The following is a 20,260-nucleotide window of genomic DNA, read 5'->3' on the forward strand; positions in this document are numbered from 1 at the left end:
TTCTATAGATTTATGGTAAAAGGGTACATTATAAAGTAAAGAGCGAAGGAAGGGTCGATAGATATGTACAAAATATACATAATAGAGGACGATAGCAATATAGCTTCACTGATTGTCGAACATTTATCGAAATATCAGTTTGAATGCCATACAGTGCAACAGTTTCAGCACATCATAGAAGAGTTCAATGACATCCAACCACATTTAGTCATTATGGATATCAATCTCCCGACCTTTGATGGATATTTTTGGTCACGTAAAATTCGTCAGCTTTCCACTTGTCCAATCATCATTGTCTCAGCTAGAGTCAATGATATCGATCAAGTATATGGTATTGAAAATGGTGCTGATGACTTTATTACTAAACCATTTTCACTAGATGTCTTTATGGCAAAAGTGAATGGTTTACTTCGGCGTACATATGGTGAGTATGCTTCCTTTGATACATCCACCATTACAATAGCCAATACCACATTAAACCCAGACACAGTCCGTCTCCAAACAGATAGCAATGAGAGCCTGCTAACTTTAAAAGAAATGCAGCTCAGTAAACTACTGTTCGAAGCCTATCCAAATGTTGTAGCTCGCCAAAAACTATTAAGTGCTATTTGGGATGATGAAACCTTTGTGGAGGAAAACACATTATCTGTGAACATTGGTCGTCTACGAAGAAAATTCGAAGCTATCCACTCTCAGCTTGAAATTAAAACCATTCGCGGCCTAGGTTATCAACTTGTGGAGGAAGAAAAATGAAGCTGTTTTTTAAAGATCATATGAGTATTATTATTCTTTATGGTATCAGCTTCCTACTCTTACCTTGGATGATTCAAGCATTAGATGATTTAACAGCGCATTATTTTTATTTTATTTTTCTCGTTAGCTTTCTATTTATCCTTTGGCTTGTTGGCCGTTATTACCGAAGGAGACGACTATATACACACTTAGAAAAAGAAGATCTATCGAGGGACGACCTTCATCTGTATGAGCCCCAAGCTTCAATCGAACAAGCCTATAGTGAAAAACTAAGACAAATGCAATATTTACATTTAACGCAACAGCAACAATTAGAGGAGCAAGCGGAGGAAAAGCATCTCGTATTATCACATTTTGCACATCAAATGAAAACACCGCTATCTGTTATTCAATTACTTACACAATCAGCGTCCACCATGACTTCTAACGAATTACAGCAATGGCAAACCATTAGTAAAGAATGTGATAAGCTGACATTTACACTCAATCAGCTATTAACGTATGAGCGTAGTTCAAACTTAGTAGCTGATTTAAAAATTGAGCCTATTCTTTTAAAAGAGCTTGTAAAAGAAGTCGTGAATGATTTGAAAGATTATTTTATTACAAAAGAGGTTTTCCCAAAATTAACGCTGGCAGAAGATCAAATGATATACTCCGATCGTAAATGGTTAAAGGTTGTTCTTTATCAAGTATTAAATAATGCTGTCAAATACAGTGAAGTTGCAAGCACTGTCCATATTGATTATGACAACGACTTTTTGCATATCGATAACCGTGGTGAGACAATCCCTACTAACGAAATTTCTCGTGTCTTTGATTTGTTTTATACGGGCAAAAAAGGACGAACAAATGGAGAAGCAACAGGCATAGGATTATTTTTAGTGAAAAAGGTTTTAACTATACTAGACCATCCCTTCACCTTGCAATCCTCACATGATCACACTAAGTTTTCCATCAATTTCTCAAGCAGTCTTATAAAATGAATATGACAACTTTGTCATATTCCCGTCATCAAGTGAAATGGGTTATTGATCGCTCCTTTTTTATACTATAGCTATCAAATTAATTTAAAGGAGTTGTTCCAAGTTGGGAAACATCATTCTTCAAGTGACCAATTTGCAAAAAGAATATATCGGGGAGATTACCTACAAGGCATTAAAAGGCATTGATTTCCAGTTACAGCAACAGGAGTTTGTAGCAGTCATGGGGCCCTCCGGAAGTGGGAAAACAACATTTTTAAATAGTGTATCCACCATTGATCGCCCCACTGCTGGAGATATTGTTATTAATAATAGAAATCCCTATGTTTTAAATGATGAGGACCTTGCAAAATTTAGACGTTCTGAATTAGGCTTTGTTTTTCAGGATTTTAACCTTGTTCATACGTTAACGGTAAAGGAAAATATTTTATTGCCGCTAACATTAGATAGCATACCTAGCGCCAAAATGCGTCAACGTTTAAAGCATGTAGCGCAATTTCTTGGAATTGAGGAGCTATTACCGAAACGGATTTATGAAATTTCAGGTGGGCAAAAGCAACGAGTAGCTATTGCTCGTGCTGTTATCCATGAACCTAGCTTATTGTTAGCAGATGAGCCTACAGGGAATCTGGACTCAAAAGCCGTCAATGATGTGATGGACTTATTTACCTCCATCAATCAAGAACTACAAACTGCCATTCTCATGGTGACACATGATCCTTACGTAGCAAGCTTTGCCAATCGTATTATATTTATCAAGGATGGAAAATTATATAATGAAATACATCGGGGCAACAATCGCAAGCAATTTTATCAAGAAATTATGGACACTCTTGCTTTTCTAGGTGGTGGGCAACATGACCTTTAACCACATTGTTATCCAAAATATTTTACGAGATAAATGGACTTATGTGTCTTATTTTCTAAGCAGTATGTTTTCCATCATTATATTCTTTTTATTTTCTGTAATCGTCTTTCATCCCAGCTTAAAAAGCCTAGATCCTGACTCAACACTTGGCATTTCATTAATGCTAGCTAGTATGCTTGTTTATTTATTTTCATTTATTTATATCATCTATTCGATCATGGCATTTTTACGCAAAAAGTCTAAAACTCTTGGCATTTTTATGATTACAGGGGCTTCCATGAAACAAGTACGAAAGTTAATATTCCGCGAAAACCTATTCATTGGAATTATGGCGATTATTGCAGCAATCGTTCTCGGTCTTGTCATGACTCCCCTGTTCTTGATGGCCGCTAAAGTAGTGTTAAAAGCAGAAACATTTAGTATGTATATACCTCTGCAGGCAATTGGTTTAACAATAGGTTTATTTTTAATCTTATTTATGGTAATTTCCAAAATCGTCACTAAATTGATTAATAAGGAAGCCTCCATACAGCTTTTAAAAAGTGATACTGTTATCGAAAAATCAATTCAACCACATTATATTTTATTAGCTGCTAGCATAGTAATGACCGCCCTTTTAGCTTATTTACTAAATATTGAGCATGCCATTGTAGAGTCTTTAAGTGTTTTCTTTTATTTATTATTTTTCGCTAGCATTATTAGCACGATTTATTTAGTCATTGCTCAAGGCTTACGTCTATTTCTGGAAATATTTGAGAAGTCTCCCGCTTACCTTCGCAAAACAAATATGCTTTTAGCGTCAAATTTAAATGCAAAAATGAAATCCCATGCCAATATGCTATTTCTAATTACCATATTGTTAAGTGGCGTATTCCTATGTACAAGCATTTTGTTTAGCTCTTATTACAATGTTCAGAAAGATAGTGAAGGAAATTATCCGTATAGCTTTCAATATATCGCGGACCCAAAAGCTGAAGACAGTTTAATAAAGGAGGATTTAGACAAACTTGAAACGAAGCTAGCAACAGTAAAAGCAAACAAGTATTTTATTGAATTTAAATCAGATGAAAATCAACGCCTTGGCTATATGTCATTATCTGATTACAATCTGCTACAACAAAAGAAATTCAGCCTTAATGAAAATGAATTTATCGCCGTTGCTGGGAATCATGGTATAGCACCGATAACCAACAATGCTAGTGACCGTTATATAAAATCATTCAAACTCGCTGAAATTAACGAAAAGAACCTACTATCTACAGGGTTTCAGGAAACTTACTTCATTGTGCCAGATTCTATTTATCAGTCGATTGATTACCCTGTTTATAAAACCTATATTTATGAATTAGAAAATTGGACAGCTCATACAGAATTAGCAAAGACCATTACCGAAGATATACCATCCTTACCTGGTGAACGTTACGTTACATCCAAAATCAACTTATATGATTCGGAAATGTTTGTTAAAAGCGTTATGTTCTTCATTGGCTCTATGTTAAGTTTAATTTTCTTAAGTGCAGCCATGAGTATACTTTACTTCTATTTACAAACAACATTGTTACAGGAAAAAGAAAAATATATGGGCATTCGTAAGCTAGGACTGTCTAAAAAAGAATTAGCCTCTGTTATTGCAAAGGAATTGGCCATTCTTATATTTGTACCGTTCACAATAGCAATTTTGCTATTACTTACTATTTTATTAGCTATGCGTACAATGGTCTCTACAGCATTTTTACAAGTTTCCATTGCCAGTTCTTGTTGTTTCTTTGTGCTGTTCCTCATCAGTTATTTATGGATAAGAAAAAGCTATTTCAAACGTTTAGTAAACTAAAAAATCGCACTCCTCGGGGTGCGATTTTTCAATAATAAAGGACTCGTTACCAAACAATTGGCTTTGCCACCATTAGCCATAACATAATGAGCAATAGCAAAATGTACATCCACGTCTTACGCTGCAATAGAGCAACAAATCGTTGGTGATTATATGCTGGTGTATTAAAAGTCCGTAATGTTGGTTTAAACGCTCTGGCTAAAAATACTATGGATGCAAGCATCACGAGGAAAGTGAGAACAATCCACGAAGTACCCCAATGGTAACCGGCATGCCACATTAGTAAAATACCTGATACTACAAGTACATGTCCTGAATGTTTGACAATGGCAATAGCCCCTTTAAAAGATTCTATATATGGTGGCATTTCACCATTTGAAGCTGTACGCATTTTTTTTACAATCGTTAACACAACGAACAATGGCCCAATCGAAAGAACCGCACTTAAAATATGTATATAAAGAAGAAGCGTATAAATGGAAAACATGATGTGTACTCCCCTTTTCATCAGTCCCCTACATTATAGCATTCAACCTTCGTCTGCTTATTCAATAATTGTGAATCCTTTGTAAACACAAATTGAATCATTGTTAAATTGTTTGAAAATCTTACAAAGAGGGTATTGTTTATAGTAACATGCACTTATAGAACAAAAGGAGTGATTTTTATAGGAATTCATCAATTTTTTACAAGCCTCAATGATTTAGAACGAATTATTCGTTGCCCTGGGCGATTTAAATTTGAAGAACATAATGTGGCAGCACATTCTTGGAAAGTGTCACAATATGCGATGTTTTTCGCGACATTAGAAGAAATGAATGGCGTACAGATTGATTGGAAATCTTTATATGAAAAAACAATTAATCATGACTTTGCTGAAGTTTTTATTGGTGACATTAAAACCCCAGTAAAACATGCTAGCCCCGAGCTCAAGCAAATGCTAGCACATGTGGAAGAAAAGATGATGGAAAAGTTTATTAGCAATGAAATCCCAGAGGAATTTCAAGCCATTTTCTTTGAGCGCATGAAAGAAGGCAAGGATAGTACGATAGAAGGGCGTCTACTTGAATTTGCGGATAAGCTGGACCAATTCTATGAAGCTTTTGCAGAATTAAAGCGAGGTAATACTGACAAAGAATTCGTCTATATGTATCAAAATGCCTTATCGAAGCTTTTAGCCATTCCACTTGAAGCAACTGTCCAATATTTCCGCACTGAAATATTAAAAGACGCCGTACAGGAAAAAACCCATATTGATATTCAAGCATTAACAAATGAAGTACTAACAGCCAAATAGTCAGGTGCATGTACAAGTTTTCCGAATGAAAAGTTCAGGAAGGCTTTTTTTATTTCCTCTAAAAAAATCGTATAATGAAAGGTAATTGAATGGAGGGAGAGTTTTGTCAGAAGATTGCCCAATTGTAGAAGATTTATTACCGTTATATAAGAAACAAATGCTCCAAGCACCAACATTAATATATGTAGAGCAGCATTTAGCAAGTTGTTCGCACTGTCAGCAGCTCTTTAGCTCAAAACCAATTCAAAAAGAATACATACCGATGAAAAAAACGTTATCTTTTTTTCATCTTATATTTATTGTACTTTCTTTCATGTTTGCCATTAATTCATCGTTACTTGGCAATCAAATGGGCTTTGTCATTTCGTATGCCATTTTCGGTTGTCTGTCTTACCTTTTCTATAAAAACATTTGGATTGTTTTTATCATTAGCTCTGTGCCTGTATTTGTTTGGGCGATTATCGACAACCTTACGAATGAGCTCTATATTACCACCTACTCCTTAACAGAATTTGGGGCACTTTTGATGGGAGCAGGCTATATCGCTCTCTTACATACGATTTTTGCCTTAGTAGGTGCGGCCTTTGCCATTTTATTACGCAAAATTTTTAAAATAAATACTAATAAAAAAAGCGTCTAAACATTCGTGTGAGTTTAGACGCTTTTTCAATTCACTATGCTTTTTTCACAAATTCTGACTTTAATTTCATAGCGCCAAAGCCATCAATTTTACAGTCAATATTATGATCCCCTTCTACAAGACGAATGCTTTTTACCTTCGTTCCTATTTTTAAAGTGGAAGAACTCCCCTTTACCTTTAGGTCCTTAATAACCGTAACTGAATCACCATCAGCTAACAGATTACCATTTGCATCTTTGACAACAAGTGCATCTGTTTCTGATTCCGTTGCGTCCATGCTCCACTCATGCGCACATTCAGGACATACATAATTCGTTCCATCCTCATATGTGTATTCAGAATTACATTTTGGACAATTTGGATAAGCTGCCATTTCTGCTTCCTCCTTTTACTTTTTGCTAGATAAATCCTCTATATGCTCCTATCTTTACATAGTCGTCCATAATAAGCAAAGGTTGTTCGTATTTTTTGTTCGTATTTGTGAAAATAATATGAAGCTCCAGTTCCTTTCTAAAGGTATTTGTCGTTACGTATTGCATAATTTGGGACACCTGCCCATTGACTTATTTCAAGCAATCATCTTACTTGCATGTTTGTCGATCATGCTTTAATATATCCATAAAGGCTGCATTGTTCGTATAATATTAAGTTTTAACCTTTAAGCTGTAAAAGGGAGTTTTATTATTGGAGTTGGAATGACGGGCCTCACACTACGGTGCATGAGGATAAGCAGGAAAACTTCTGCGAACACCCACTTTGAGGAGTGGTGGTTTAAAACTTTCTATAATAACTACGGCATACGCGGCTTTTTATATTACATTTACTTTTACAGCACCTTAGCCAATGTGGTTAAGGTGCTTTTTTATGTTTGAAAAATGTATCTAAATCCCACATACGCATTTGCCCTAAAGCACCTGCTATATCTTCAATTTTAAATATCCTATTTCTAAACCCCTCAAAAAGGACATGTTCATCTACCGTTTTAAATCCTAGTTTTAAAAAGTGCATACAACCTTCTCATATTTTGTATAATTCCCTTCCAATTTGCGCATATATGGAGTAACAAGGGAGGTAATGATATTGAAAAAGTTAATGTATGTAATGGTATTTGCTTCACTGCTTCTAACAGCTTGCGGAAAGAGTGACGATCCAAAAGAGGTCGCAGTAGATCAAAATACTTCCGTTGAAGATATTGTCGGAGCAATTGTTAAAAATGAGTTCACGGTTGAAGAATCCAAAGGTGTTGTCACAATATCAATACAAGATACGGATGTGACAGAAGGTTCGAAAAGTCAGATGCTGAAGGACTCCACTAAAATTTTTGCTGATTTGTCCAAGCTGAAAGATGTGAAGACACCTGCTGTTACTTGGTATGCTCCACTTACTGAACCAAATGGAGATAAAACCATGACAGAAGTATTGAATATTTATTTTAGTGAAGAGGATTATCATAAAGTAGATTGGGCCAATTATTTACAGGTTGATATCGAGTCAACTGCAACGAATTATCATGAAAGTGAAGCTTTAGAGGATTAATTTTATTGAAACAAAAGATACCCCTCCATGTATGAAGGGGTATCTTTTGTTTATTTCACATATAGGCTAAGTCCCTCCGCTAAAAGAGACTGTTTTATTTTGTAGTGGGTTGCTTGCCAAATTCCTTTACCACCCTGCAAAATTATAAACTGTGGTGATTCGTGCTTTACCTGTAGATCACGTTCTATGGCGTTGGAAACATCACGTTCCTTTTGGACAATGACTACATATTTAGGTAATTCTGTCGCTAATGCTTTGAACTCCTTTAAAGCTGAAATGCTACTTATACATGTCAGACTAAATTTTAAGACAAGACATGGCATTTCGTGAGATTGTTCTAACACTTCTTTCCAACTATCCAAAGTTTTAATTCGTTGCATATATAAATACCCCCCTTATAAATTATATACTATATAGGGTATTTATTTTGACAAAAAAAACACGAGACTACGATTATAGCTCGTGCATTCCTTCTTCTGTTTAAATGCCCTCTGTATTCATTAATACAAGGCGCCAGCCATCAGGGTCCTCAATAGTAATACCCTTCTGCATCCAATATGGATTTTCAGGCTCTACTTCAGGGTACCCCATTCGTGATAAGCGTTTAGTAATGCTATGAATGGTTTCTTTGTTTGGAATATAGAGCACTAACAGATTATCCTTACTTGGAGCAGGACAAGGGCTCCCTTCAACATGTTCTGTAAATTCCAAATGATAGTGTGCATTTGGAAGACCAACCATTATTCCTGTATAGCCACGATGCCCAGAAAAAGACCCAATTTTCTTTAAACCTATACCCTCACAATAAAATCGTTCAATTTCTTTTAATTGATCTGTTGGCCTTGCTACTCTGACCTGTGCAACTGCTAGTTCATTTGTCCATTTTTGGTCCATCCGAAACTCTCCCTTTTTAAACGAGTATAGGATGATACAACCACGTTGAAAACAGTCCTAAGTCTGTAATTATTGTGCTAAAGCTATATGAAACGAAGCCGCAGTCTTTGCTTTTACTTCCTCTAAAGTAACGCCTTCTGCTAATTCAATAAGCTGCATCCCATCTTTAGTAAAATCAAATACAGCTAAGTCTGTAATTAACCGGTGGACAACACCTTTACCTGTTAATGGGAGTTCACATTGTTTTTTTATTTTGGATTCACCGTTTTTATTAACATGTTCCATAACGACGATGACTCTTTTTGCTCCTACTACAAGGTCCATGGCGCCTCCCATTCCTTTGACCATTTTCCCTGGAATCATCCAATTTGCCAGATCCCCGTTCTCTGAAACTTCCATACCGCCTAAAATAGCAAGGTCAATATGGCCACCGCGAATCATAGCAAATGATTCTGCACTATCAAAAAATGAGGCACCTGGCATAGCTGTCACGGTTTCTTTCCCAGCATTAATTAAATCGGGATCTACGTCATCTTCAACTGGATAAGGACCGATGCCAAGTAATCCGTTCTCTGATTGTAAAAGTACTTCATAATCGGCTGGAATAGCATTGGCAACTAAAGTTGGAATACCAATACCTAAATTTACATTCATGCCATTTTGAATTTCTTTTACTGCTCTATTTACGATTCTTTGTCTTGTATCAGCCATCACGCTTCCCCCTTTTTCACTGTTAAACGCTCAATACGTTTCTCATAATTTTCACCCAATAAAACGCGTTGAACGAAAACTCCTGGTGTATGGATATGATCTGGGTCTAACTCGCCAACTTCTACAATTTCTTCAACCTCAGCAATGGTAATTTTACCTGCCATTGCAGCTAGCGGATTAAAGTTACGTGATGTTTTTCTATACACTAAATTACCTAGCTTATCTGCTTTCCATGCTTTAACTAGAGCAAAATCAGCAGTAATTCCTTTTTCTAATATATAGTCTTTCCCATCAAAAACCTTTACTTCTTTGCCTTCAGCAATGGGCGTACCAACTCCAGTAGCTGTATAAAACCCTGGAATCCCTGCTCCTCCTGCACGTAGGCGCTCAGCAAGTGTTCCTTGAGGCGTTAACTCTACCTCTAACTCACCACTTAAAAATTGTTGCTCAAAAATTTTATTCTCACCTACATAAGAGGCAACCATTTTTTTTATTTGCTTATTCGCTAATAGTAAGCCTAAGCCCCAATCATCTACACCGCAGTTATTACTGACTACTGTTAAATCCTTGGTGCCCTTCTGCACTAAAGCTGCAATAGCCTTTTCTGGTATACCACATAGACCAAATCCTCCTACTGCTAACATATCTCCATCCTTAATATCAGCAACCGCCTCTTCAAATGAACCCCACACTTTCCCATCCTTCATCTCGAAACCCCCTAAAATTGCTCGTTTATTAAGAAAAATTCTACCTTATTAACATTTTACAAGTAAAGGAATTAATTAGAATACCACTTATTCCAAAATAGAATAAATCGCTATATTTCTTACTTACGTATCGTATTAAGTAACTGTTTTAAGGCATACGATTGATATGTATTTTTTTTGGTGATAATCCCCAAACGCCAAGGCATGTCAAAATTAGCTAAGGGAATCATTTTGACATTATTATTTGTTTGCTTAGTAGCAATAGAATATGGCAGTAATGTTATTCCTAAATTTGATGAGACCAGTTCAACTATCAAATCCCACTGCGAACTTTTATAGCCTATATTTGGTGAAAATCCAACACTTTCACATGATTTAATCACATAATCATGTAAAGCGAACTCCTCAGCAAAAATAATAAAGGTTTCATTTTTTAAATCCTGCAATTGTATTTCGTTAAACTGAGCTAATGGGTGTAGTTCATTTATAAATACATAAAATTGATCTTCTACAAATGGCTGAACCGAAAACTTCCTTTCATCGGTCGGTAGTACAACAATCCCCATATCAACATCACCGTTTTCTACTAACGTACCCACCGTTTTTGCACCTCGTTCAACAAGCTCCAAATGCACGTCAGGATATTGTTGATGAAATTCTCTAGCCATTTTCGGAAAAAATAATGTCCCAATTAAAGGTGGAATCCCTAGCTTGATGGAGCCTTTCTTTATATTTAATAAATCATCTAGTAAAATGTGCAGGTCTTGAACGGAACGCATGATTTTTTGCCCCTGTTTAAAAACAATACTACCTGCATCTGTTAGCTCGACATTGCGTGTAGATCTATTCAATAGTTCTACATGCAATGTATCTTCTAATTTTTTTATGCTTTTACTTAATGAAGGCTGAGATACAAATGTTTCATTCGCAGCCTTCGTAAAGCTACCATGCTCGACAACAGACATAAATGCTTTTAAATCTCGTAATTCCATAAATATCTTCCCCATTTATTCTTTTTGATGAAAGTCTCAGCAAAATTCTCTTATAGTAATTAATTCTTCTTCATCTATGGTAATCCTTCTAGAAAAAATAAGTGCACGGAAACTACAACTATCATCCAGAAGATATTCCTTGATTTTCCACACACCTCTTCAACAAAAAAATACACCACCTATCATTAGATTTTTACATCTAAATATAGTGGTGTATTGACTATTAGTGGGCCTTTTCCAATGCTAATTTAATGCCGAATCCTATTAACACAGCACCTGTCAATCCTTCGATTACTGCCTTAGTAGTTGGCCTTTTCATAAATGCACTAATGCGATCTAATAGATAGACATAAAATACAAACCATAACATCGTTAAAGCTGTATATATTAATCCCATCATTAAAAACGGTAGGAATGTTCCACTCGTTCCATCCACAAATTGAGGAAGAAATGTTAGGAAAAATACAGCCACCTTCGGATTCGTCACATTAGTGAGGAACCCTTGCTTAAAACATGATTGATGTGAGTACTTATGATCCATATTAGCTTCATCCTGCACTTCGGGTGATTGTGCACGAATTGTCCGTAAGGTCCACAATGTTTTAATACCTAAATAACATAAGTAAACTGCACCAATATACTTTAATGCAGCAAACACATAAGCTGATTTCACAATAATAGCGGAAAGCCCAATGACAGCTGCGCACGTATGAATCAATAAACCACCGCAAGACCCTAAAATAGTCTGCAAGCCACCTTTTCTACTTACAATCAAGGTATTCTTTGTCGCAATAGCTGTATCTGGACCAGGTAAAATTATGAGTAAAATGCACATAACTAAGAAAACAGAGATGTTAACCATTTTGCTCCCCTACTTTCTGTCAGAAAATTATAAAAATAATTGTAGCATATGTACTTCCTTACAGAAAGATACTAAATTTTTTCTTTTAACATTGACATACAACCATTAGGTGTTATATATTCATAACACCTAATGGTTACATTTTATCTATAAAGGAGATTGACACATGAGCGGAAAATTACCCGATATTGTTAAAACAATTACACTTAATGCACCTATAGAAAAGGTGTGGGATACTGTAGCAACTGCAGAAAAAATTGCTGCTTGGTTTATGCCCAATGATTTTCAACCTATTGAGGGACATGAATTTACGATTCAATCGCCGTTTGGTCCCTCACCCTGTAAAGTTGAACGTGTAGATGCGCCACATTTTCTAAGATTTGCTTGGGATGAGGATGGTTGGTTCGTTACTTTTGAGCTAAAGGAAGTTGGAGAACAAACAGAATTTACCTTAACACATGGTGGCTGGAAGGAAGCTTCACATATTATTCCTAAAGCTAACGCTGCTACTGAAGCCATTCGCACAAAAATGGATGGCGGCTGGACAATGATCATCCACCATAAATTAAAAGAAATTGCAGAAGCCTAATGATCCAAGAAGCAATTAAATATGACGTTTTTCAGGCAATTGCAGATCCGACAAGAAGAAATGTTTTAAAGCTACTTGCATCTAGTGATAGACCTATCTCTAATATTTCAGAGCATTTTGCGATTAGTCGAACAGCTGTTGTGAAGCACTTAAAAATTTTAGAACAGGCAGAGCTTGTGTCTGCTCAAAAAAAAGGTCGCGAAAAGATCTACACTTTGCATAGTGAGCGTTTAAAGGAAATTGAGGATTGGCTCCAATACTTTCATTTATTCTGGGACAATAAATTGGCGCAGCTACAAAGCCTGGTGGAAGACAATTAAAATATGGAGCTGTCTTATTAGGGACAGCTCCTCATTTAAAAGAGATAAAATAATCCTCCATTAATAATGTCAATTTTAATTTTAGATTCGTATTGCTCCTCTAATGCTTTTCTTTCAATTTCATAGCATTCCGGTTTATCCTCTACATCCTCATAAAAATAATCCAATACTCGTTGATCACGTTGCCATCTCTTTTGCGCTTCAATGGCCCACGAATGATCATCCTTTTCAATAATGGATTCCACTGCTGCATTTAATCTTTCAAGAGCACGTACTGGTTTTATTATATATTGCACATGAAAAACATTCTCTGCTGGTTCGGAGTCATAATCTGAGGCATAAATCGATTCATGAAAATTCTCTTTGATAACACCCGTTAATAAATTAATACCAAATGAATACATCATTTCTTTTGTCCGATCACAGCAATAGGAAACTTTAAAATTAACGCCTAGCCATGGAGTAAGGATAACCTGCCCCATTGCATGATCAACTTTTTCAAATAATTGGACATAGGCACCTAGTTCTCCTGTCGCATGAAAAAGCTGATTTAACCGTGGTGAGCCATAATGAATAACTTCACCAAACAAGTTACCGGCCATAGCTGTCTGATCTGTAATAAAGGTCACTTGAGCTGGGTTTGGTTCACTATTAGTTGCCTCTATATATTGCCAATAAAATGGTCTATTCATAATCCTTTTATCAATATCTACCGTCAACTGCACGGTCAAAGAATGATTCTCTTCCCCTAAAATAGGGCATTCATTTTCGGCGAAAAATCCCTTTAAATACTCATGAACTTGCTGCGGATACATAGTTTCCCTCCTTACCTCATACTGATTTTTTTAAGTTTGTTAAAATGGCATCTAAATCACCAACCACTTTTTCAAACACATCGATTTTGGTATGAAGTAATTCTAAGATTTTTTCTTCAATGGTATTTTCAATAGCAAGATTATATATGTGAACATCATGCTCCTGCCCCAAACGATGGACACGACCAATTCGTTGCTCTAGCTTCATAGGATTCCATGGTAAATCATAATTGATGACATGATGACAAAATTGAAGATTTATTCCCTCTCCACCAGCCTCTGTGGCAATGAGTACTTGTGCTCTTTCTTTGAATAAATGCTTCATATAATCTCGTTTACTTTTATTAAATTTACCGTTAAACAATACACTTGTAATACCTTTGGAATGTAAATACCATTGTAAGTAGATTTGAGTTGCACGGTATTCTGTAAAAATAATAACCTTATCCTTCGCCTGTTCAATAATCTCAATCGTCTTTTCTGCTTTAGAATTCACTTCTAACGCCATTAGTTTGGCTAAAATGGCTTCCATTTCTTGTGATTGTCCATGCTCCTTCAGCATATTTGTTAATGTTAATGCTGTTGCTTCCTTGCTACTGCACATTTCCTTCTGCAAAGTAATTAATGCAAAAGATCCTTTGTTTTCAAGTGAGCCAAGGAGATCGTAAACTTCTCTTTCTTCTTCCGTAAAGGTAATCGGCACAATTTGAACGCAACGATTGGTCCATTCAATACCTGTATCTTCTCTTCGATTTCTCACCATCACCTGATTGACCAATTCTTTCAAATAATCATCATGTTCTAGATGATGCTTACTGGCTGAAAAGGCCGATTGGAAGGTATCATAGTTCCCCAGATGTCCTGGTTTTAATAAGGAAATTAAATAATATAATTCGAAAACATCATTTTGTATAGGAGTGGCAGTTAATAATAAGCAAAACTTTTTCTTTAATCCTTGGACGAACTCATAAATTTGTGTTTTATTATTTTTTAATTTATGGGCCTCGTCAATAATAATCATATCGTAATCCTGCTCATAAATACGCTCCCTATGAGGGCTCTTTTTCGCCGTATCCATACTCATGATAATGACGTCATAGCGCTCTATTGGACAATTTTTTTTATAAGCAATAGCAGGTATATGAAATTTTAAATTTAACTCTTCAATCCATTGATTAATAAGGGAAGCTGGCGCTAATATTAATGCCTTCTTCACAAGGCCCCTTAACAGATATTCCTTTAAAATCAAACCCGCTTCAATTGTTTTACCAAGACCTACTTCATCTGCTAAAATGGCTTTTCCATTCATGCGTTCAATGACTGTTTCAGCTGCTTCTAGCTGATGTGCAAGAGGTTTTAAATTTGGTAAATACTTTGTAGCTTGTAGACCTTTGAAATCAGGGATTAATTTCATTTTGACAATATCATAGTTCATCTTATATAATGTCCAGCTATGCCATTGTTCAAGATCATTGACGCGATTGATAAAGCCTTCTTCCCATTCTGACGACCTCTCTATTTTCATGATCATCACCCCACCATGTCAGTATTTCTCCTTAGGTTGTCCAAAAAAGAGAAAGCTATGTTCGATCTATACAAAAAACACCCAATGAATGTAATTTTTTCATTGAGTGTTTGTTAATTCATCTGTTTGCGGAAAATACTAGGTGATAAACCTGTCACCTTTTTAAAGACACGACTAAAATAAAAATAATCCGTATAACCTACTCGATCAGCTATTTCCTTTATAGAAAAATCAGATGACCTTAATAGCATTTTGGATTTTTGAATACGTAAATCAGTTAAATAAACATGGGGACTGACACCCATTCTTTTTTCAAATACATAGCTCAATTTTCTACGGTCCCAATTACATTCATTAGCTATATCGCTCACAGTAATATTCTTTGTAAAATTTTCTTGTATATACGTCAAAATGGATGCTATGTTTTGATAATCTTTCACCTTCATCAATAAAATTATTTCCTCTAAAATATTTAAAAAGAGTACTTTGGATTGAAGAAATGATAAATGACTACCCTTTTGATTTGTTGCGATTAATTGCTGCACTATGTTCATTAATTTCATGTGTTCTACAACCTGTAAAGGAAAATGACTATTATAAAGAGGAAGTTTCGCCTGTTCTTCATCAGATAGGTGAAAGTAAATGACTACATATTCTAATTTGGCCTCATTAACAGCTAAGAATCGACTGGGGAAATTGGGACCAACATGGAGGATTCGTCCTTTTTTTATGTGATAATTAGTGCCTTCTATTTTAACGTCACCTATCCCATTGATTGGGAAGATAAGTCTAGCTACATTTTCCTTTGTCTCGCTAGTCTCAGCAACCGTTTCAGAAGAAATCTGATCAGTAGTGACAGACGTAAATGTTAAAGGTGCCATTGTATAGAATTCTATAATTTCTTGCGTATTTATACTGAATAGCTCCCTTCCTATAGCATGTTTTAAAACAACAAGAAAGGAACACCTAAAATGCATGAGTGCTCCTAAGATTGATTATTTTAAGCTTTCCTGTAATAGCTTGCGATTACGTTGTTTGAAAATATCATTATGTGAGGATACAATACCGCCATCAGAAGCATCTGGCTGAATATACTTCTTCGCACTATTCACTGCGTGCAATGCATCATGAAAAGCTGCTGCAATTAAATGGATTTTGCCATCATGGTGCAAAATATCTCCTGCCGCATAAAGACCCGGAATAGATGATTCACTATTTATAGTACCAGCTATGAAATAGTCGTTTTTACGTTCAATTGCTAATGGACTATTATCTAAAAGTTCCTTATCACGTACATAGCCATGACTGATGACAACTTCATCGATAGGAATTTCCGTCACAGTACCTGTTTCATGGTTTGTTAAAGCAATTGCTTTAATCATTCCTTCTTGATCATCTGCAATTAATTTTGTAATTTCAGAATTATAATGGCATTCAATCGCACTATTCGTAAGCTCCGTAATTTGAGCCTCATGTGCAGACAATTGATCTTTTCGATACGTTAAATAGACCTTTGACGCCACTTCCATTAACTCTAGTGCCCAATCTACAGCTGTATTACCGCCACCAGAAATAATGACCGCTTTATTTTTAAATTTTTCATAGGATTTGATAGTATAGTTTAAATTAGATACCTCAAATCGTTCAGCTCCCTCAATCTCTATTTTTTGAGGATTAAGGATGCCACCACCAATAGCAACTATGACCGTTCTTGAATAGTGAATATTCCCAGACTCGGCTGTAATAACGAAAATACCCTCTTCGTTTTTAGCAATTGATAATACCTTTTCATCTGTATAAATAGAAGGATTAAATGTTAAGGCTTGCTCTACTAACTGCTTAATGAGTTGGCCACCTGAAATTGGCGTAACGCCCCCAATGTCCCAAATCATTTTCTCTGGGTAAACGTGGATTTTTCCCCCAAGCTGCGACTGAGATTCAATTAGCTTCGTCTTCATTTCACGTAAGCCACAATAAAAGCTAGAATATAACCCTGCTGGTCCTCCACCAATGATCGTTACATCATACAATTCTTGTTCAAACAATACTTAACACACCTTTCGTTTATGTTTATTTCCTATCTCAACAATTGGGCTGCGGCATCAGCTGAACTACAACCCCTACTGTATACTTTTCATCTTATAAAAATGCTTATTATTTCCTTCCTCCCCTATTATACGATAATGATAATCATTATCAAGTAAAACTTCCCCTTTTCAAAGCTATTTTGTCAATTCTTACTATTATTTAAATCATTTTTATATCGTAATTCCATCGACCATGCACTCTCAAACTAACATTAATTGCTAGTTTTAATATGTATGAAGTATAAAGTAATAGCTGTCCTAGCAGCAGGCTCCTCCTTAGCTATACGAGCTTTGCTCCAATAAGAGATAGAGCCCTTTTTCTGTTGAGACTAACGGTGCAGGTTAGTTTAAGAGTGTTGTTTAACTTGTGTTCAACAATCGGGCCAGATTGTGGAGGAACATTTTCAACGGAATTTGATATTGTTGTTAAAATTCAGAGTGAGATTGTGAAGTTTCTCACTTAAACTAACAGGTCAGGTTAGTTGTATAATCTTTGGCTCATGCAGTTATAGCTGTATGAGCCGAAGAATAGTTAGTAGGGGATAAAGATGGAGACTGTTTAATTTAAGTCGTTTGAAAACGAATGGAAATATCCGGAAAGGGAGGCTTGAATACAAAAGAGGCTTCTTATGTTGATTAACCTCTTTAAATAATTTTCTATCAAAGAAATCTATTGATTATTACTACTGTCTGTATGAACAATGATTTTCTGCTTCATTTTTTTTACTTCCGATTGACTATAAAAATAAAATAACAGCCAAACTAGTGCAAAAATTAATACATTAAATAGTAACAATAGAATCGTTAGTTTTATCGAAAATGTTGGAAGCCATTTTAAAGAAAAGGCGACAGCTATAAAGGTCCCTATAGCGATAAAAAAATGACAAGCACTTTGTTGTAAAAATGTTAAACGTTCTGTCCTATAGACGTATGAAGGTAGTATACAGGCAATGCCAACAGTAACTGATCCCAAAATTTGTTGTGGAAAATTAGATATAACAGCTTCTAAAAACAAATCCCCTTTCAACCAATATCCAATAAGATTTACAAAAACAAAAACTGTACAGCCCATACTTATTCCAAACCATAAATTCTTGAAAAAGTTCATGTACTTATACCCCCAAGCGCTCTTTAAATGATTTTTTATAATTGCGTGAAATGACTTCTTTTATTCCTAAAGTAAGCTCGATTTCCATTGTGCCATTAAAGGAAGCTTCAATATTTCTGATTTTTCTAGGATTAATGATGGCAGATTTAGAAATCCGAATAAATCCTTCCCCTAGTTGCTGCTCTAACTCGTACAAAGGTTTATTCATAAGTACACGATTACCATCGTCGCTATATAGTACTAAATCTTTACCTTCCGTCCTAATAGCTATAACAGAATTAGGCTCGATAATATGTACTTTATTGTTAGCGGTCCCTGTTAAAATTTGTTGTTCTTCTTGTTGTAAGAGTGAGATTGCAGCCTGTATAGTTGGCGTTAATTTAGAAACGCAGATTGTTATGTAGGGTTCATCAATTTGTGGATCAATTTTTATGTCTATCTTCAACTCCATCACCTCTCTATAAAAATATACCATAAATTACAAATCGAATAATGCAGGTTGTCATCCATAAAAAGCATTTCACCTTTCAATAAAGACATGTTACATGTAACGTATTGTTGCTAAACTTTGATGTCGTTATATTAGGCCTTAGAAACATTAATTTAATATAAGGGGACAGTTAATATGAACGAGATCACAACGCTAAAAGAGCGAAGAAAGGCAGGATGGATATTAGCAAGCATATCAAGTATGCTTTCATTAAGTGTTATTTATTGGTATGTAACTAATCCTAAAAAATTTATTGAGAATGGGTTGGGCTATTCACTGGAACTGCACTTGAACTTACCTATGTGGTTTTTCACTGCATTCATCGTAATCGGGTATATTTCCTATACAATGTCTGCAATACCTTTAGTAAAAAGCAATTTGTTTACATTTTCTTGGCTTAAATTGATTGGTATATGGGCTGCTATTGTAAGTGGAATAGTAGAAGAAGTCGTATTTAGACATTTGCTCATGGAGTATGTATTATCTATTGGATTTTCAAATCTTTCACAAGTAATAATCTCAGGAATTGCGTTTGGAATTGCTCATGGCGCATGGGTGTTATTGCGAGGAGAGATGAAAATTGCGCTTCCAGCAATTCTTTCAACGACAATCTTAGGTTGTCTACTTGCTATGCTCTATATTTATACTGGAAGGAGCACCTTTGCACCAATTGTAGCCCATATTCTAATCAATATGGTAATAGAGCCATGGTTGATGCTAGCTGCTATTTCAGGGAAATGGCAGCTAAATAAAAATTAATGGTAATAATTGAGAGGGATGTTGTGTAATTTCGCCTCTCGATATTAAATAATTTTATGGGAAAAGGTTATTTAATTTACCACTGTTAGCAAATTTGAAGTTTTTTCAGGACCTATGAGGTTCAGTTGTTTAATCTAAGCTCTTCAATTCCTATAAAAAAAACGGAGTAATCTTTCATTTTCTGTGATGAAGCATCGATTTTATCCGACGTGGATGGCTAACGGAGTGATTTAGTTCAACAAGCTATAAGCGATTTTAGGAATAAGCCCATATTTTAGTTATTCCATTAAAGGGCACATTAGTTGAATAAGAAACTAAATAAAGGACCACACATATTAGATATTGAACTGAACCCTATAAAGTAGACAGTTTAATAAAAGACCATTTGCTACATTAAACAGCGATTAAATGACTTCGGTATGCTGCCGGAGTCATTTTTTTTAACGTCCATTGCTTTCTTGTATTGTTGTAGTGCTCCATATAATCATCTATCATA

26 protein-coding genes and 1 other RNA gene are annotated in these 20,260 nt (G+C 35.5%); 11 read left to right on the plus strand and 16 right to left on the minus strand.

What is annotated here, in order from left to right:
• Window positions 1-63: 63 nt before the first annotated feature.
• From C9J29_RS04825 to C9J29_RS04840, 4 genes are all read left to right on the plus strand, one after another.
• The gene (locus C9J29_RS04825) at window positions 64-753 is read left to right on the plus strand and encodes a response regulator transcription factor (RefSeq protein ID WP_090002413.1); all 690 of its coding nucleotides are present in this window, start codon (window positions 64-66) and stop codon (window positions 751-753) included.
• Complete coding sequence (locus C9J29_RS04830) at window positions 750-1,736, plus strand: sensor histidine kinase (RefSeq protein WP_090002411.1); 987 nt, start codon at window positions 750-752, stop codon at window positions 1,734-1,736. The genes C9J29_RS04825 and C9J29_RS04830 overlap by 4 nt, the downstream gene beginning before the upstream one ends.
• Before the next feature lie 103 nt (window positions 1,737-1,839).
• Entirely contained in the window at window positions 1,840-2,601 is a 762-nt protein-coding gene (locus C9J29_RS04835; protein ID WP_008176267.1) for an ABC transporter ATP-binding protein, read from the plus strand.
• Window positions 2,591-4,432 carry an ABC transporter permease gene (locus tag C9J29_RS04840; protein ID WP_090002409.1) on the plus strand — a complete coding sequence of 614 codons (1,842 nt, stop codon included), beginning with the start codon at window positions 2,591-2,593 and terminating at the stop codon, window positions 4,430-4,432. Before C9J29_RS04835 ends, C9J29_RS04840 begins: the two co-directional genes overlap by 11 nt.
• A gap of 46 nt (window positions 4,433-4,478) precedes the next feature.
• Here the strand turns inward: C9J29_RS04840 and C9J29_RS04845 are convergent, their stop codons facing one another.
• Complete coding sequence (locus C9J29_RS04845; protein WP_107921725.1) at window positions 4,479-4,919, minus strand: DUF2269 family protein; 441 nt, start codon at window positions 4,917-4,919, stop codon at window positions 4,479-4,481.
• 171 nt (window positions 4,920-5,090) lie between these two features.
• On the opposite strand from C9J29_RS04845, the gene C9J29_RS04850 reads away from it, so the two are divergent.
• Window positions 5,091-5,729 (plus strand): YfbR-like 5'-deoxynucleotidase, encoded by a 639-nt coding sequence (locus C9J29_RS04850; RefSeq protein ID WP_008176273.1) that lies wholly within the window; start codon window positions 5,091-5,093, stop codon window positions 5,727-5,729.
• Between the two features lie 103 nt (window positions 5,730-5,832).
• Window positions 5,833-6,369, plus strand: a complete 537-nt coding sequence (locus C9J29_RS04855; protein ID WP_036222825.1) for a zf-HC2 domain-containing protein — start codon at window positions 5,833-5,835, stop codon at window positions 6,367-6,369.
• A 34-nt stretch (window positions 6,370-6,403) separates the two neighbouring features.
• Here the strand turns inward: C9J29_RS04855 and C9J29_RS04860 are convergent, their stop codons facing one another.
• Window positions 6,404-6,742: a zinc ribbon domain-containing protein YjdM gene (locus tag C9J29_RS04860; protein ID WP_008176276.1), complete on the minus strand. Its 339-nt coding sequence runs from the start codon at window positions 6,740-6,742 to the stop codon at window positions 6,404-6,406.
• A gap of 246 nt (window positions 6,743-6,988) precedes the next feature.
• On the opposite strand from C9J29_RS04860, the gene ssrS reads away from it, so the two are divergent.
• A non-coding RNA gene (gene ssrS, locus C9J29_RS04865) (6S RNA) lies at window positions 6,989-7,181 on the plus strand.
• A 37-nt stretch (window positions 7,182-7,218) separates the two neighbouring features.
• Here the strand turns inward: ssrS and C9J29_RS24210 are convergent.
• Window positions 7,219-7,377, minus strand: a complete 159-nt coding sequence (locus C9J29_RS24210) for a hypothetical protein (RefSeq protein WP_008176280.1) — start codon at window positions 7,375-7,377, stop codon at window positions 7,219-7,221.
• Between the two features lie 66 nt (window positions 7,378-7,443).
• Here C9J29_RS24210 and C9J29_RS04870 point away from each other — a divergent pair, with 66 nt between their 5' ends.
• Window positions 7,444-7,905 carry a hypothetical protein gene (locus tag C9J29_RS04870; protein WP_237068742.1) on the plus strand — a complete coding sequence of 154 codons (462 nt, stop codon included), beginning with the start codon at window positions 7,444-7,446 and terminating at the stop codon, window positions 7,903-7,905.
• 50 nt (window positions 7,906-7,955) lie between these two features.
• On the opposite strand, the gene ytxJ is transcribed toward C9J29_RS04870, so the two are convergent.
• The 6 genes from ytxJ to C9J29_RS04900 all read right to left on the minus strand — a co-directional run bounded on the left by ytxJ (window position 7,956) and on the right by C9J29_RS04900 (window position 12,071).
• Window positions 7,956-8,285: a bacillithiol system redox-active protein YtxJ gene (gene ytxJ, locus C9J29_RS04875; protein ID WP_008176284.1), complete on the minus strand. Its 330-nt coding sequence runs from the start codon at window positions 8,283-8,285 to the stop codon at window positions 7,956-7,958.
• 100 nt (window positions 8,286-8,385) lie between these two features.
• Window positions 8,386-8,799, minus strand: coding sequence for a VOC family protein (locus C9J29_RS04880; RefSeq protein WP_089985926.1), 414 nt, complete (start codon window positions 8,797-8,799; stop codon window positions 8,386-8,388).
• Window positions 8,800-8,868: 69 nt separating this feature from the next.
• Window positions 8,869-9,510, minus strand: coding sequence for a 3-oxoacid CoA-transferase subunit B (locus C9J29_RS04885; protein WP_096363429.1), 642 nt, complete (start codon window positions 9,508-9,510; stop codon window positions 8,869-8,871).
• Entirely contained in the window at window positions 9,510-10,217 is a 708-nt protein-coding gene (locus C9J29_RS04890) for a CoA transferase subunit A (protein WP_107921726.1), read from the minus strand. Before C9J29_RS04890 ends, C9J29_RS04885 begins: the two co-directional genes overlap by 1 nt.
• A gap of 119 nt (window positions 10,218-10,336) precedes the next feature.
• Entirely contained in the window at window positions 10,337-11,209 is an 873-nt protein-coding gene (locus C9J29_RS04895; RefSeq protein WP_107921727.1) for a LysR family transcriptional regulator, read from the minus strand.
• Window positions 11,210-11,432: 223 nt separating this feature from the next.
• Window positions 11,433-12,071 (minus strand): LysE family translocator, encoded by a 639-nt coding sequence (locus C9J29_RS04900; protein WP_008176294.1) that lies wholly within the window; start codon window positions 12,069-12,071, stop codon window positions 11,433-11,435.
• A gap of 166 nt (window positions 12,072-12,237) precedes the next feature.
• Here C9J29_RS04900 and C9J29_RS04905 point away from each other — a divergent pair, with 166 nt between their 5' ends.
• Together C9J29_RS04905 and C9J29_RS04910 are read left to right on the plus strand one after the other, a co-directional pair.
• Window positions 12,238-12,660 (plus strand): SRPBCC family protein, encoded by a 423-nt coding sequence (locus tag C9J29_RS04905; protein ID WP_008176296.1) that lies wholly within the window; start codon window positions 12,238-12,240, stop codon window positions 12,658-12,660.
• On the plus strand, window positions 12,660-12,980 hold the full coding sequence (locus C9J29_RS04910) for an ArsR/SmtB family transcription factor (protein ID WP_036222843.1): 321 nt from the start codon (window positions 12,660-12,662) through the stop codon (window positions 12,978-12,980). Before C9J29_RS04905 ends, C9J29_RS04910 begins: the two co-directional genes overlap by 1 nt.
• Window positions 12,981-13,015: 35 nt before the next feature.
• On the opposite strand, the gene C9J29_RS04915 is transcribed toward C9J29_RS04910, so the two are convergent.
• From C9J29_RS04915 to C9J29_RS04940, 6 genes are all read right to left on the minus strand, one after another.
• Entirely contained in the window at window positions 13,016-13,795 is a 780-nt protein-coding gene (locus tag C9J29_RS04915) for a YqhG family protein (RefSeq protein ID WP_008176300.1), read from the minus strand.
• 16 nt (window positions 13,796-13,811) lie between these two features.
• Window positions 13,812-15,326, minus strand: a complete 1,515-nt coding sequence (locus C9J29_RS04920; RefSeq protein WP_008176302.1) for a DEAD/DEAH box helicase — start codon at window positions 15,324-15,326, stop codon at window positions 13,812-13,814.
• A 107-nt stretch (window positions 15,327-15,433) separates the two neighbouring features.
• Window positions 15,434-16,201, minus strand: a complete 768-nt coding sequence (locus C9J29_RS04925) for a helix-turn-helix domain-containing protein (protein ID WP_164908752.1) — start codon at window positions 16,199-16,201, stop codon at window positions 15,434-15,436.
• 114 nt (window positions 16,202-16,315) lie between these two features.
• Window positions 16,316-17,365, minus strand: coding sequence for an NAD(P)/FAD-dependent oxidoreductase (locus C9J29_RS04930; protein ID WP_008176306.1), 1,050 nt, complete (start codon window positions 17,363-17,365; stop codon window positions 16,316-16,318).
• 712 nt (window positions 17,366-18,077) lie between these two features.
• Window positions 18,078-18,515, minus strand: coding sequence for a DUF3021 domain-containing protein (locus tag C9J29_RS04935; RefSeq protein ID WP_080695195.1), 438 nt, complete (start codon window positions 18,513-18,515; stop codon window positions 18,078-18,080).
• Window positions 18,516-18,519: 4 nt separating this feature from the next.
• Window positions 18,520-18,966, minus strand: a complete 447-nt coding sequence (locus C9J29_RS04940) for a LytTR family DNA-binding domain-containing protein (protein ID WP_012294430.1) — start codon at window positions 18,964-18,966, stop codon at window positions 18,520-18,522.
• A 174-nt stretch (window positions 18,967-19,140) separates the two neighbouring features.
• Between C9J29_RS04940 and C9J29_RS04945 the strand changes: the two genes are divergently transcribed.
• Window positions 19,141-19,764: a CPBP family intramembrane glutamic endopeptidase gene (locus tag C9J29_RS04945; RefSeq protein WP_008176311.1), complete on the plus strand. Its 624-nt coding sequence runs from the start codon at window positions 19,141-19,143 to the stop codon at window positions 19,762-19,764.
• Window positions 19,765-20,157: 393 nt separating this feature from the next.
• Here the strand turns inward: C9J29_RS04945 and C9J29_RS04950 are convergent.
• Window positions 20,158-20,260, minus strand: a 103-nt coding sequence (locus tag C9J29_RS04950; protein ID WP_153062678.1) for an IS3 family transposase, incomplete at its 5' end; no start/stop codon positions are given.

The organism is Lysinibacillus fusiformis, from assembly GCF_003049525.1.
Classification (GTDB): domain Bacteria; phylum Bacillota; class Bacilli; order Bacillales_A; family Planococcaceae; genus Lysinibacillus; species Lysinibacillus fusiformis.